Genomic DNA, 14241 nt, shown 5'->3' with positions numbered 1-14241 from the left:
AAATCATCATTTGCCTGTTTTTTAATCACATAACCATGGGTGATTGCCTCTGCATTCACCTCCGCCTAAACAATGCCCATCACGAGGAGAGCGTGCACATATGACAACCGCCGCCATCATAGTTGCCGCCGGTCGCGGGTCGCGCGCCGGGGGTGGCGTGCCAAAGCAATGGCGTAGCCTTGCGGGTCGGCGGGTGGCCGATTGGACGATCCAGCGCTTTCGCGGACAGCTGGATCACATTGTTCTGGTGTTGTCCGACGAAGATAGCGCCGCATGGGAAGAATTTCGTGAAACCGACCTGATCCTTGCCTCGGGCGGAACGGATCGCGCGGGATCGGTGCGCAATGGATTGGCCGCACTGGCCGGCCTGAACGTGCAGCGCGTTTTGATCCACGACGTGGCAAGGCCTTGCGTCACACCCCGCATCATACAGGACGTTCTGAACGCCCTGGACACATGTCCGGCGGCGGCGCCCGGGCTGGCGGTTACAGATGCGCTGTGGATCGGGCATGAACAGGTTGTGACCGGCACGCAGGATCGCAGCAACCTGTTCGCCGCACAAACTCCGCAAGGGTTTCACTATGACGCCATCACCGCTGCCCACGCTGCCCATCCCGGCGGCGCGGCAGATGATGTCGAGGTTGCCCGAGCCGCCGGGCTCGATGTCTGCATCGTACCGGGCGATGCTGACAATCTGAAAATCACTTGCCCCGAGGATTTTGCCCGGGCGGAACGCATAATGGAAACGGACATGGATGTAAGGCTGGGCAACGGGTACGATGTGCACCGTTTTGGCGATGGAGATCATGTGATCCTTTGCGGTGTGAAGGTGCCGCATGACCGCGGGCTGCAAGGCCATTCGGATGCCGATGTCGGGATGCACGCAGTCACCGATGCGATCTATGGCGCGCTCGCTCAGGGGGATATCGGACAGCATTTCCCACCTTCGGATCCGCAATGGAAAGGCGCAGCCAGTGAGATTTTCCTGCGCCACGCGGTCGAGCTGGTAGAACAGATGGGATACCGTATCTCGAACGTCGATTGCACGCTGGTCTGCGAATATCCGAAAATTGGCCCGCATTCAGAAACCATGCGGGAAAAGATGTCTGACATCATGAACCTGCGCGCAGATCAGGTTTCGGTCAAGGCGACAACGTCCGAGCGATTGGGCTTTACCGGCCGTAGCGAGGGCATCGCCTCGCTCGCCACAGCCTGTCTGGTGAAGGCATGAATATCGCACAGATGATCGGTACGGTTGGCGGCGTTGGCTATATGCGCCCCGCCCCCGGCACCTGGGGGTCGCTGGTGGCCTTGCCGATGGCCTGGGTATTGCACACGCTGGGTGGTTTCCCGTTGCTGGCGATCGCAACGGTTGCAGTTTTTATCGGCGGCCTCTGGGCCACGCGGGTAATGACCAGGGGTCAGGATGACCATGACCCGTCCGAAATTGTCATTGATGAGGTCGCAGGCCAGTTCATCGCGCTTTGGGCGATTTCCTATCCGTCATGGGCGCATGGAATCGACATTGCCGCGCTCTGGCCCGGCTGGGTTGCTGGGTTCATCCTGTTCCGTCTGTTCGACATCACCAAACCGGGGCCCATTGGCTGGGCTGATCGCCGCGGAGATCCGATGGGCGTGATGCTGGACGACGTGATTGCGGGTGTTTTTGCAGCCATCGGCGTGATGGTTCTGGCAGGTATAGCACACGGAGTTCTGGGGCTATGAACGTGACAGACCTGCTGGACCGCGCCAAGGCGCAAGGCGTGATGATCGCCACCGCCGAAAGCTGCACCGGCGGCATGGTCGCTGCGGCCCTGACTGACATTCCCGGCAGCTCTGCCGTCGTGGATCGGGGTTTCGTCACCTACACCAACCAAGCCAAACAGGACATGCTGGGCGTTCAGGCCGAAACGCTGAACGCGCACGGTGCGGTTTCCGAAGAGGTTGCCCGCGAAATGGCAGAAGGCGCGCTGCGCAATTCACGAGCGCAACTTGCCGTCTCGATCACCGGTATTGCCGGGCCGGGCGGGTCCGAATTCAAACCTGAAGGGCGTGTGTGTTTCGGGCTGGCCGCCGAGGGACAGCCGACGCATGTCGAAACCGTCGAATTCGGCGCAACCGGTCGCGATGCCGTGCGGCGTGCGGCGCGCGACCACGCCTTGGGCCTGCTGTACACGGCCCTTTCCGCAGACGCCTAAACTTTCAGCACATGGCCCCTGAAACCGCTTCTTTTGAAGTCAGTTGAAAAAAGGCTGCCAAAACAGGCGCTTTTTTTCGCCTTGCCTCTTTTTTCTCCAACCGACGGTGGATTGAAACAGCCCACACCGCTCACACAGCGCCGATCTGTGCCGAGTTTCGACGGACCGGCGCACTCATTCGGAAGGGAGAATGGCCCATGAACGGAGCAGATACAGCCTGGATCATCGTTGCAACCGCATTGGTCCTTTTCATGACATTGCCAGGCCTCGCCCTGTTCTATGGCGGCCTCGTGCGTGCCCGAAATGTCCTCAGCGTGTTCATGCACTGCTTTTCAATTGCCTGTTTGATGAGCGTCCTTTGGCTGGTCGCAGGGTATTCCATCGCGTTCGGCCCCGGTGAAAGCGGACTTTGGGGTGGTTTGGGCAAAGCCTTCCTCAACGGCGTCGACGTGGACAGCCTTGCAGGAACCCTGCCCGAGATCCTGTTCTTTGCCTTTCAGATGACCTTCGCCATAATCACTCCGGCGTTGATTGTGGGCGCCTATGTCGAGCGTGTGGGTTTTGGCTTTGTCCTGACCTTCTCGGCCCTTTGGATGCTACTGTGCTATGCACCGGTGGTGCACTGGATCTGGGGTGGCGGGATGCTGGCTGATGGCGGCATTCTGGGCGAGATCGGAGTGCGCGACTTTGCTGGCGGCATCGTGGTGCATGAAACCGCTGGTCTGGCAGCCCTGATCATCGCGGTTATCCTCGGCCCTCGGCGTAACCGTACCACGCCTCCGCATAATCCCGGCTATGTCATGATCGGTGCCGCAATGCTTTGGGTTGGCTGGTTCGGTTTCAATGGTGGCTCGCAACTGGCCGCCGATGGCGGAGCAGCGATGGCCCTGACCGTAACGCACCTGTCCGCTGCCACCGCATCCCTAAGCTGGGCCCTGTGGGAACGTATCCGTTTTGGCAAGGCCTCGATGGTTGGTCTGGTCACGGGCACAATCGCCGGTCTGGCCTCGATCACGCCCGCTTCGGGTTTCGTCGGTCCGGTTCAGGCCCTGATCATTGGCGCGGTGGCCGGCGTTCTGTGTCAGGAAGCCGTCAGCGTCGTGCGCAACAAGCTGAATATCGACGACACGCTGGATGTGTTCGCCGTGCATGGCGTCGGCGGTATCTTCGGCACGATCATGATCGCCCTGTTTGGCCTCGGAACCTGGACCGCGCAGTTGGGTGGGCTGATTATCGTGGGTGCCTTTACGGCAGTTGTCACGTTTGTGTTGGTCAAACTGGTTGCACAGATCACGCCACTTCGCGTAGACGCCGAGACCGAGACAAATGGCCTCGACCTCTCGGTACATGGCGAGCGGGCCTATGACATGAGCAGTTAAGCCCACCTTGGCTGCCCATCGCCCGTAAGGGCAAAAGCGGACCTCTTGGGGGTCCGCTTTTCTTTTGTCCAATCCCTCTCGACTCCGGCACAAGGGTCGGGCTATCAGCCCGCAACGTGTTTTCAGCCCCGAGGTTTGCACCATGATCCCCAGTTCCTTTCCCGACAGCACCGAAATCGCCCGCCTGACCGCGCGGATGTTGCTGGAGATCAAAGCCGTGCATTTCAATGCGCGCGAACCGTTCACGCTGGCCAGCGGCCTGCCCAGCCCAACATATATCGACTGCCGCAAACTGATCTCGTACCCGCGTATCCGCTCGACCCTGATGGATTTCCTGACCGTCACAGTAATGCGCGACGCAGGCTTCGAGGCGTTCGACAACATCGCAGGCGGGGAAACGGCGGGGATCCCCTTTGCCGCCATGGTCGCCGAACGCATGGCCCTGCCCATGACTTATGTCCGCAAGAAACCCAAGGGCTACGGCCGCAATGCCCGTATCGAAGGCGCGATGAGCGAAGGCGAACGTGTACTGCTGGTCGAAGACCTGACAACCGACGGCGGCTCGAAACTGTCCTTTGTCGACGCGATCCGCGAAACCGGTGCTACTTGTAGCCATACTGCAGTGATCTTCTATTACGGCATCTTCCCCGAGACCGAGAAGACACTGGGCGATCACGGGGTTCAATTGCACAGCCTTTGCACATGGTGGGACGTTCTGGCCGAGGCCAAGGCGCAGAAAACCTTTGACCAAGAAACACTTGACGGTGTCGAGGCCTTCCTGAATGACCCGCGCGGATGGCAGGAAGCCCATAAGTCGTGACCTCAAGCCTGTGGGCGAATTGGGGATAGTTGATATTCGAATCGTCCGAAATCGTGCCTATCTAGGCGAAAATTGCAGTTACGACACCAAATGTTGCGATAACCTCACTGCCGTGCAAAACTGGACGGAAGTTATCCCCATTAAGGTGGGCAGTTATCCCGAGGCCGGGGGTGGTTATCCCAACTTACCCCCATTCATTTGCAGATAGCCTGAACCGGGGCTTCGCGTGTAGAACCTCGGAACGGGCAGCGGGGACAAAAATGAACGAGATTAGCAGCATCGAGCAGGCAGCGGCACAGATTCAGAACGCCGAAACCATGCCGCATTCCATTGAAGCCGAACAACAGCTCCTGGGTGCGATCCTGACCAATAACGACCTGTATGACCGGGTCGCCTCGATCATCGGGGCTGAACATTTCTACGATCCGGTCCATGCCCGGATTTACGAAGTGGCCGCGGCCCGTATCGCAAAGAATGCGCTCGCCTCGCCCGTAACGCTCAAATCGTTCATGGCCGAGGATGAGGGCCTGAAAGAACTGGGCGGTCCCGCCTACCTGGTCAAGCTGGCCGGTGCCTCGATCAGCGCATTCGCGGTGCACGACTATGCCCAGATGATCTATGACCTCGCCATCCGGCGCGAATTGATCCGGCTGGGCCGCGATATCTCGGACAAGGCGGCGCGGGTCGATATCGCCAGCGAGCCGAAAGAACAGATCGTCGAGGCCGAGCAACTGCTTTATCAGCTGTCCGAGCAGGGCCAGACCGAGCAAGGCTTTCAATCCTTCCTCAAGGCTGTCACCGAAGCCGTCAACGTCACCAACGAGGCCTACCAGCGCGGTGGCGGCATGGCTGGGATTTCCACCGGTCTGGCCGATCTGGACAAGCAATTGGGCGGGTTGCACCCGTCCGACCTGATCATTCTGGCCGGGCGCCCATCCATGGGTAAAACCTCGCTGGCGACCAACATCGCCTTCAACGTTGCCAAGGCCTTCAAGCGCGGGACTAAACCCGACGGCACCGAGGGTGCGATAGATGGCGGCGTGGTTGGCTTCTTCTCATTGGAGATGAGCGCGGAACAGCTTGCAGGCCGGGTTCTGGCCGAAGCCTCGGAGATCTCGAGCCACAAAATCCGTCAGGGTGACATGACCGAGGCCGAATTCCGCCGTTTCGTGGATGCGGCCAAGGAACTGGAAGCCTGCCCTTTGTTTATTGACGACACCCCGGCCCTGCCGATCTCGCAACTCGCCGCCCGTGCGCGACGGTTGAAGCGGACGCATGGGCTTGATCTGCTTGTCATCGACTACCTCCAGCTTTGCCGGGGCATGGCCGACAACCGCGTCAACGAAATCGCCGAGATTTCGATGGGCATGAAAGCCATCGCCAAGGAACTGAACATCCCGGTGGTCGCCCTGTCCCAGCTCTCCCGTCAGGTCGAAAATCGCGACGACAAGCGCCCGCAACTCAGCGACTTGCGGGAATCAGGATCGATCGAACAGGACGCTGATGTGGTTATGTTCGTGTTCCGCGAGGAATATTACAAGGAACGGGAAAAGCCCGGCGATCACGAACTGGAAAAGATGGAAGATTGGAAGCAGGCGATGGAACGTCTGCACGGTAAGGCCGAAGTCATCGTCGGCAAGCAGCGCCACGGCCCTATCGGTACGGTCGAATTGTCGTTCGAGGCACAATTCACCCGCTTTGGCAATCTGGTCAAACCCTGGCAACAGGGCGGTGAGATCGAGGGCTATTGATCGCGGACTGAACGCCCGCCCAAGATGCTACACGCCAAGCACTTTTGTGTTTCCCCCCCCCGGTGTTAAAGTGGCGGTGACGTTCAGCCAGAATGCACCGTTCCCGCCCGGAGACCAGCAGAATTGCCCGCGATTATTTCGGAAATAAGATATCGCAACGGCCCGAACTTTGCTCCGGACGGAGATTTCATTGAAATCCGTGTCCCCACCGGAACCGATGTCACCGGATTGCAGGTTGATGTTTACAACGCCAACGGCTCGGTACGCAGTTCGACAGATGTCGACACCGGAACGATGACCAGCGTGGGCGGGTTCGACTATTACGTGATCTCCGCCCGGATCAATCGATTGGGGGCAATTTCATTGTCAGACAATGGTTCGGTTCTCAGCTTTGTGTCCTTTGACGCTCAGGTGACTGCGACCCAGGGGCCAGCCAATGGCCAGACCTCGACCCAGATAGGCAGCAACGGGACTGACGATACCGCGTCCTTGTCATCGAAGGATGGGGTTAACTTTGTAGAAGACCCCAATCCCAGCCCCGGAGCCCCCTGTTTCACCTCTGGCACTCTTATCCTGACGGATCGTGGGCAAATATCCGTTCAGGACATAAGGTCAGGCGATCGGGTCATGACAACCGGTGGCAATTCGGAAGTCGTTCGTCTGGTTCTATCCCGGTCCCTTCGCCAGTCGGACCTTTTGAAAACGCCCGAACTGCGCCCGGTCTGCATCATGGCCGGGGCTTTGGGACACGGATTGCCCCGTCGAGACCTGATGGTATCGCGACAACACAGAATACTGGTCCGATCAGACATAGCGCAGCGCATGTTCGACACGCGGGACGTTTTGGTGTCGGCCATCCGGCTGACTGATTTACCGGGCGTTCATGTAAATTGTGACGCGACGCAGGTGACTTACCACCACCTTGTCTTTGACCGCCACGTGGTACTCTTTGCCGAAGGTGCGCCAAGCGAAAGCCTGTTCACCGGCCCCGAGACCCTCAAATCCCTTCCACCCGAAGCGTTGCACGAGCTCTTGCAGCTTTTTCCGGGGCTGAACCGCAATCGGGATATGGACCCTGCCTTCTATATCCCAAGTGGCAGACGTCAGAAAAAGCTGGTGGCCCGGCACATCCGGAACAGTAAGGCAATCCTGGATCAGGCCCAGTTCTAAGCGATGCCAAGATCGTCGTGGGCCCAAACCAGACAGCCTACCTCGTTTACCAGAGCGACGGATTATTTAGTGCGGAAACGCATCGCGACGGGCCTTTCAAAGGCTTCATTTCGTGACCATTCAACGCCTGACCCAACCAACCATGCGGTTGGCTGAGTTTCAGCGGCGGTTGGGCGGTGTCTTCCATGATCTGCGCAAAACCTGTTTTGCAATAGTAGGCCGGATCGCCATAGGTCAGTGCCACATCCACACCTGACGCCCGCAAGCGATCCAGACCATAAGAAATCAGCGCCTGTCCAATACCTGTTTTTTGCAAGCCCGTTTGAACGGCCATCGGCGAGAGGATGAACACATTGCGCGTATCCTGCGAAAACGTCATCCTTGAAAAGATGGCACAGCCAAGCAGCTCGTGATCCTGATGCGCCGTGCACACCAGGATATCTTCGGGAGGCGTGCTGTTGATCAATTCACGCACGAATGCACCAATTACCGCCCCCTCTTCCGACCCTTCCGACGCAGCAAAGACATCCGCAAAAAGACTTATGATATGTGATGGGTCTACGGCCAATCCGTTAGAAAAATCCATGGCTTCCTCATTGGTTGACTGTGCGCCCTCGCCTTCGCCGGGGCGGAACGATCCTGTTCCCAAGATCGCTTTAACTTTGATGTGAAAACAATCCCCGAACCGGGCAATTACAACGGAAGGTTGGCGAATCTTCTGATTTTTTGGTGTTTTCCGCCACAACAGACGAAACACCGTCAAAAACCGCCAGGTAAATGCGCCATTCCCTCTTGACCTTGGACGGCGCAATGTCATGAACAGTGCCATGAGTACTGCACGTTTGACGATCAATCTTCAGGCGCTCGCCAGCAATTGGCGGGCGCTCGACGCGAAAACCGGGGTCGAAACCGGTGCCGTGGTCAAGGCCGATGCCTACGGGCTGGGTGCCGGGCCTGTCAGCGACACGCTGGCCGAAGAAGGCGTTCGCAAGTTTTTTGTGGCTGCCGCAGAAGAAGGCGCTGTTGTCCGCCAGGCGGTTGGCCCCGGCCCGATGATCTGTGCCTTTTCAGGGCATATGGAAGGCGACACCCAATTGCTGCTCGCCAACGATCTGACGCCGTTGATCAATTCGCCAGAGCAGTTCCAACTCCACCAACAAGCCCTGCCCAACCATCCGTTCGGCATTCAACTGGACAGTGGCATGAACCGGCTGGGTCTGGAGCCCGCCGACTGGGCCGAATTGCGCCCAAAGGCTGAGGCGCTGTCACCTGTTGTCATCATGTCCCATCTGGCCTGCGCGGACGAGCCGGACCATCCGATGAACCAGCAGCAGCTTAGAACCTTCCGAGAGATGACCGAAGGTGTCACTGCGCCGCGTTCTCTGGCTGCAACCGGCGGCATGCTTTTGGGGCCAGAGTTCCATTTCGATTTCTGCCGCCCGGGCATTGGTCTGTACGGCGGCCTGCCCTTTGCGGATGCCAAACCCGTTGTCACGGTCGATCTGCCTGTCATTCAGGTGCGCAAGGTGGCCGTGGGCGAAACTGTTGGTTACGGCAACAGCTGGGTTGCGCGTCGACCGTCTCGTATCGCCACAGTCGCGGCGGGGTATGCAGACGGCCTGCATCGCGCCATCGGCGGCGGGATCGACACCTTCGCCGGCAACCAGCCCTGCCCGGTTGTCGGCCGCATCTCGATGGACCTGATCACGGTGGATGTCACCGACCTGCCCAAAGACCCGGAACGCCTGCGTATCCTGAATGGCCATCAAACCGTCGATGATCTGGCTGAAGCTGCCGGTACAATTGGCTATGAAACCCTCACATCAATGGGCAATCGCTATTCGCGGGGCTATGTGGAATGAACCCGATCACCGCGCTCGGAGGTCTGGGCCGCACAGTTCTAAGCCTGCTTGCGGCCTTTGGCCGGGTGGCTCTGTTCGCGCTTGATGCGATCTCGCATATCCTGCGCCCCCCTTTCTATCCGCGCGAATTTGGTATGGCCCTGCTGAACATCGGCTGGCTGTCCCTGCCCGTCGTCGGCCTGACGGCGATTTTCACCGGCGGTGCGCTGGCGTTGCAGATCTACGCCGGCGGCGCGCGTTTCAACGCCGAAGCCGTGGTGCCCCAGATCGTCGCCATCGGCATGGTGCGCGAACTTGGCCCGGTTCTGGTCGGGCTGATGATCGCAGCCCGCGTGACATCCTCGATCGCGGCCGAGATCGCCACGATGAAAGTGACCGAACAGATCGACGCGCTGGTCACACTGTCCACGCATCCGATGAAATACCTCACCGTCCCACGGGTTCTGGCCGCGCTGATTACAGTGCCTGCTTTGGTAGCAGTGGGTGACATCATCGGAATTGCCGGCGGCTACACCGTGGCCACGCAAAACCTGGGCTTCAACCCGGCGACCTATCTGAAAAACACCGTGGATTTCCTGGAAACCCGCGACATCGTCTCGTCGCTGGTCAAAGGCGCGGCCTTTGGCCTGATCGCAGCCATCATGGGCTGTTACTACGGCATGAATTCCGGCCGTGGCGCACAGGGCGTGGGCCGCGCCACCAAGGGCTCGGTCGAAGCCGCCGCCGTGCTGATTCTGGCTGCAAACTTCGTTCTTACGGGGGTTTTCTTCTCGCTATGATCCGGATGGAGAACGTACATAAAGCCTTTGGCGACAACCACGTGCTGCAAGGCATGACCCTTGAAATCCCCAAGGGCACCTCGATGGTCATCATCGGCGGGTCAGGCACCGGCAAATCGGTCGCCCTGAAGTGCATTCTGGGCCTGATCAAGCCCGACAGCGGCATGATCTATGTCGACGGCAAAGACGCCAGCAAGGGTGATCGCGATGCGTTTCTGGCCCGGTTCGGGATGCTATTTCAGGGCGCGGCCCTGTTTGACTCTCTGACCGTATGGCAAAACGTTGCCTTCCGCCTGCTGCGCGGTTCATTGAAGCGTCCAACCGAGGAAGCCCGCGAGATCGCCATAGAGAAACTGCGCCGCGTCGGGCTGAAATCCGACGTGGCCGACCGCTTTCCGGCGGAACTGTCAGGCGGCATGCAAAAACGCGTGGGCCTCGCCCGCGCCATCGCCGCCGAGCCCGAGATCATCTTTTTTGATGAGCCCACCACGGGGTTGGACCCGATCATGTCCGGCGTCATCAACGACCTGATCCGCGAAATCGTGACCGAGATGGGCGCCACCGCGATGACCATCACCCACGACATGAGTTCCGTCCGTGCGATTGCCGACAACGTGGCCATGCTGCACGGAGGCGTGATCCAGTGGACCGGGCCGGTCAGCCAGATGGACGCCTCGGGTGATCCGTATGTGGAGCAATTCATCAGCGGCAGTGCCGAGGGGCCGATTGAGGCGGTGAGGTGAAACCTCCTGCGCTCGACGAAAAAACTCAAAACTCATCGACGGAACTCCCGAAGTCATACGTTACACCATTGTAACTCTTGTATTTTTTTGGAGCTTCCCCATGCCCACTTCTTATTCGCGCACCCAAATCGCCCTCCATTGGGCCATTTTTTTACTGATCGCGGTTCAGTTCCTCTTTCACGAGCCGATTTCTGAGGCATGGGATCAAATCGAACGCGGATTACCCGTCTCTTTTCAAGCACCAGTTGCTCTCCATGTATTCGGAGGCCTGCTTATCCTTGCACTTGCGATTTGGCGGATCGCATTGCGCCTGACCCGCGGCGCACCATCACTTCCGGAACAGGAAACCGCCGCGATGAAACTCGCTGCTCATGCAACCCATTTCTCGCTGTATGCCTTGATGTTGCTTTTACCGGTCTCTGGCGCCCTTGCATGGTTCGGAGGGATAGAAGCATCCGCTGAAGTGCATGAAGTCATGAAAACGCTGATGCTTGTTCTGGTTCTTCTGCATATTTTGGCCGCCCTGTTCCATCAGTTCGTCCTGAAAACCAATTTGATGGCCCGTATGAGGCGGTCAGAATAACCTTCTAAACAAGCATCCTTGCACAGACGATCCAACGACGTACTGTTAGGCGGTCAAACGAAACAGAACTGGCCGCCATGACCCTCCGCCTCGCCACCCTCTCGCTGCTGATCCTCTACCCCATCGCGTGGTTCGCTCCACTGATGCGCGCAGGGTTCCTGCCGATCTTCGGCCTCTCAGAGATCAGCGTCATCACAGGCCTCCAGTCCCTGTGGAAGTCCGACGTCTTCCTCGCGCTGATCGTTACGATCTTCGCCCTCTTTGCGCCCTACATCAAAACCATCGGCACCGCCCTGATCCAATGGAACCTGCTGGACCCACGCGTTCAGCCCGCGCTCAACATCCTCGGCAAGCTGGCCATGGCCGACATCTTCCTCATCGCGCTCTACATCACTTTGGCCAAGAGCATCTCTTACGCGACCGTTGAGACCGCATGGGGCCTTTACCTGTTCACCGCCTGCATTCTGGCCTCCATCGTGCTTGGTCATATTACAGAGATGACATCCACTTCACGAAAAGCTCAGACCTAATTGATTGAAAACACAAATCTAAGTATCATGTTCATATTTCGAGCAGCAGTGTTTTGTAGTTTTCGGGTCCGCAGCGGATCGCACTAAGTCGTCAGATCACCTTCCGCTTTGGCCCGGTGTGTTCCGGTTTCAAGAAGGAGTTCGACGATCATGGCCGCCCTCCACAGTATTACATTACAGTTTCAGAATGCCTTTTTAAGATTGACCTTTTTCCTTATCTGTATGGCTGCTTTACTTGCCGTTTCAGCCACGCTTTTGTCCGCTTTGGGTGTATTGCCGTGGCTCTCGATGCAGGCCGGATTTGGCGAGGCACCGGCAAAGGATGCCGGCATGTTCATCCAGATTGGTCTGACCGCTCTGGTTCTTATGCTGGCGTTCTACCTGCCGGCCAACGCCCGAATGATGGCGCTGGAGAACAACCACCGCAAATTTGCCCTTAACATGCACGACATCGCCGAAGCGTATCAAATGGCTCATGCCGCCGATCGTGGCGGCCTGTTCATGATGTCGTCCGAGTTTGACGCCGTCAAAGAACGCATGGGTTTTCTGCGCCAGCACCCTGACCTGCAATCGCTTGAGCCAGAGATTCTGGAGCTGGCCGCTCAGATGAGCCAGATCAGTCAGGAACTGGCCCAGACCTATGGCGATGTCCGGGTCGAACGCGCGCGGATGTTCCTGCAACAGCGGCAGGAAGAGATCGAGCTGTTTCAGCGGCGTCTGGAAGAAGCGCAGATCATCCAGAACGAATTGCGCCAGTGGACGCGGGATGTGGAAATGGAAGAGACAATCGCCAAGTCGCAACTTACGCGCCTGCGGGATGAGCTGTTCGAGCTTCTCCCCGAACTGTCCACCCAACTACAGGCTCCACGCATTGAGAGTTCTTCCAAGGCGGCAAGCGTGATTGCAATGTCGTCCCTTCGACCGGCGGAATAGGCGCGACTGCGCCCGCTGCGGACGATGGCCCATCATGGCCTGAGGCCGCAGAGCGCCATCGGCGGTGAGGAAAGCCTACAAGGGCTTGAAGAACCGTCCAACCTCGGGCACGAAGAGCGTCATGGTAAAGACGACATCCTTCTCCTGCTCGGCCTGCGGCGCGACGCATACACGATGGTCCGGGCGCTGCGATGGGTGTGGCGAATGGAACACCATAGTTCAGGACGCGCCCCTATCGGCTGGCCCGGCCAAAAAATCACTCGGTGGAAAACGCGGCCAGTCCATTGCACTAACGGACCTGTCGACCGAGGAAACGCCGCCGCCCCGTACACTCTGCGGGGTTGAGGAGCTGGACCGCGTTCTGGGCGGCGGGCTGGTCCCGGCTTCGGCCCTTTTGGTGGGCGGAGACCCCGGCATTGGGAAGTCCACCCTGCTGCTGCAAGCCGCGGCGCGTTTCGCGCGTGCAGGCGTGAAAACCATCTATGTCTCGGGCGAAGAAGCCAGCGCGCAAGTTCGCATGCGGGCCCGCCGTCTGGGGCTTGAGGACGCCCCCGTTCAACTCGCCGCCGAAACCAATCTGCGCGACATCCTCACAACGCTTGAAGCGGAAAAGCCCGGTCTGGCCATCATCGACTCGATTCAGACCATGTGGGCAGACAATGTCGACAGCGCACCCGGCTCGGTGTCACAAGTCCGGGCTGCGGCACATGAATTGACCACGTTTGCGAAACGGCACGGTGTTTCGATCATCATGGTTGGCCACGTCACCAAGGATGGCCAGATCGCCGGCCCTCGCGTGGTCGAGCATATGGTCGACACGGTGCTTTATTTCGAAGGCGAGCGCGGCCACCAGTTCCGCATACTGCGCGCAGTCAAGAACCGCTTTGGCCCGGCGGACGAAATCGGTGTATTCGAAATGACCGGCAAGGGGTTGGCACAAGTCACCAACCCATCGGCCCTGTTCCTGTCCGAACGTGGCAAACCAAGCCCCGGCTCTGCTGTTTTCGCCGGAATTGAAGGTACCCGCCCCGTGTTGGTCGAATTGCAGGCGCTCGTCGCACCCTCACCTCATTCGCAAGCGCGCCGAACCGTCGTAGGATGGGACAGCGGAAGGCTGGCAATGATCCTCGCAGTGCTCGAAGCGCGCTGCGGCATCCCCTTCGCGGGCCTTGATGTCTATCTGAACGTCGCCGGTGGATTAAAAATCAGCGAACCCGCTGCCGATCTGGCCGTTGCCGCTGCGTTACTGAGCGCACGCGAAGACACGGCCCTTCCCACGGATACGGTCGTTTTCGGAGAAATCTCGCTGTCTGGGGCACTTAGACCTGCCCCACAGACCGAAAACAGGTTGAAAGAAGCGCAAAAACTTGGTTTCACAGCGGCAATTGCTCCGGCAGGTGGCAAAACTGGCACTGTGGCAGGTCTGACACTCACCCGACCCTCTGATTTGGTGGGGTTTGTTGGCGAAACCTTCGGAGCAGGTTAAAGTCGCG

General features: G+C 58.8%; 15 protein-coding genes. 14 read left to right on the top strand and 1 reads right to left on the bottom strand.

Going from position 1 to position 14241, the window contains the following annotated elements:
• Positions 1-100: 100 nt before the first annotated feature.
• The 7 genes from AC2FLP_RS03170 to AC2FLP_RS03140 all read left to right on the top strand — a co-directional run bounded on the left by AC2FLP_RS03170 (position 101) and on the right by AC2FLP_RS03140 (position 7318).
• Positions 101-1231, top strand: a complete 1131-nt coding sequence (locus AC2FLP_RS03170; RefSeq protein WP_117868778.1) for a bifunctional 2-C-methyl-D-erythritol 4-phosphate cytidylyltransferase/2-C-methyl-D-erythritol 2,4-cyclodiphosphate synthase — start codon at positions 101-103, stop codon at positions 1229-1231.
• Positions 1228-1725, top strand: coding sequence for a phosphatidylglycerophosphatase A family protein (locus AC2FLP_RS03165; RefSeq protein WP_496680784.1), 498 nt, complete (start codon positions 1228-1230; stop codon positions 1723-1725). The genes AC2FLP_RS03170 and AC2FLP_RS03165 overlap by 4 nt, the downstream gene beginning before the upstream one ends.
• Positions 1722-2198 carry a CinA family protein gene (locus AC2FLP_RS03160; RefSeq protein WP_496680787.1) on the top strand — a complete coding sequence of 159 codons (477 nt, stop codon included), beginning with the start codon at positions 1722-1724 and terminating at the stop codon, positions 2196-2198. The genes AC2FLP_RS03165 and AC2FLP_RS03160 overlap by 4 nt, the downstream gene beginning before the upstream one ends.
• 197 nt (positions 2199-2395) lie before the next feature.
• Entirely contained in the window at positions 2396-3577 is a 1182-nt protein-coding gene (locus AC2FLP_RS03155) for an ammonium transporter (protein WP_117868775.1), read from the top strand.
• 142 nt (positions 3578-3719) lie between these two features.
• The gene (locus tag AC2FLP_RS03150; RefSeq protein WP_117868774.1) at positions 3720-4397 is read left to right on the top strand and encodes an orotate phosphoribosyltransferase; all 678 of its coding nucleotides are present in this window, start codon (positions 3720-3722) and stop codon (positions 4395-4397) included.
• A gap of 260 nt (positions 4398-4657) precedes the next feature.
• Positions 4658-6148 (top strand): replicative DNA helicase, encoded by a 1491-nt coding sequence (locus tag AC2FLP_RS03145; RefSeq protein WP_117868773.1) that lies wholly within the window; start codon positions 4658-4660, stop codon positions 6146-6148.
• A 123-nt stretch (positions 6149-6271) separates the two neighbouring features.
• Positions 6272-7318, top strand: a complete 1047-nt coding sequence (locus AC2FLP_RS03140) for a Hint domain-containing protein (protein ID WP_496680791.1) — start codon at positions 6272-6274, stop codon at positions 7316-7318.
• A gap of 46 nt (positions 7319-7364) precedes the next feature.
• On the opposite strand, the gene AC2FLP_RS03135 is transcribed toward AC2FLP_RS03140, so the two are convergent.
• Positions 7365-7904, bottom strand: a complete 540-nt coding sequence (locus AC2FLP_RS03135) for a GNAT family N-acetyltransferase (protein ID WP_496680794.1) — start codon at positions 7902-7904, stop codon at positions 7365-7367.
• A gap of 241 nt (positions 7905-8145) precedes the next feature.
• Between AC2FLP_RS03135 and alr the strand changes: the two genes are divergently transcribed.
• The 7 genes from alr (at position 8146) to radA (ending at position 14234) form a co-directional block, all read left to right on the top strand.
• A complete protein-coding gene (gene alr / locus AC2FLP_RS03130; protein WP_496680797.1) occupies positions 8146-9180 on the top strand; it encodes an alanine racemase in 1035 nt (344 codons plus the stop codon).
• Positions 9177-9959: an MlaE family ABC transporter permease gene (locus tag AC2FLP_RS03125; protein WP_117868770.1), complete on the top strand. Its 783-nt coding sequence runs from the start codon at positions 9177-9179 to the stop codon at positions 9957-9959. Before alr ends, AC2FLP_RS03125 begins: the two co-directional genes overlap by 4 nt.
• Positions 9956-10702, top strand: a complete 747-nt coding sequence (locus AC2FLP_RS03120; protein WP_117868769.1) for an ABC transporter ATP-binding protein — start codon at positions 9956-9958, stop codon at positions 10700-10702. Before AC2FLP_RS03125 ends, AC2FLP_RS03120 begins: the two co-directional genes overlap by 4 nt.
• Positions 10703-10802: 100 nt before the next feature.
• The gene (locus AC2FLP_RS03115) at positions 10803-11285 is read left to right on the top strand and encodes a cytochrome b (RefSeq protein WP_496680800.1); all 483 of its coding nucleotides are present in this window, start codon (positions 10803-10805) and stop codon (positions 11283-11285) included.
• Positions 11286-11362: 77 nt separating this feature from the next.
• On the top strand, positions 11363-11815 hold the full coding sequence (locus AC2FLP_RS03110; protein ID WP_496680802.1) for a paraquat-inducible protein A: 453 nt from the start codon (positions 11363-11365) through the stop codon (positions 11813-11815).
• A gap of 150 nt (positions 11816-11965) precedes the next feature.
• Positions 11966-12748, top strand: a complete 783-nt coding sequence (locus tag AC2FLP_RS03105) for a DNA repair protein (RefSeq protein ID WP_496680804.1) — start codon at positions 11966-11968, stop codon at positions 12746-12748.
• Between the two features lie 121 nt (positions 12749-12869).
• Positions 12870-14234 carry a DNA repair protein RadA gene (gene radA / locus AC2FLP_RS03100; RefSeq protein WP_299893770.1) on the top strand — a complete coding sequence of 455 codons (1365 nt, stop codon included), beginning with the start codon at positions 12870-12872 and terminating at the stop codon, positions 14232-14234.
• Positions 14235-14241: the final 7 nt, after the last annotated feature.

Source organism: Ruegeria sp. CDSA141, from assembly GCF_059612005.1.
Note: the sequence above shows the minus strand (reverse complement) of the source record. Positions and strands in the feature narration are given on the sequence as shown.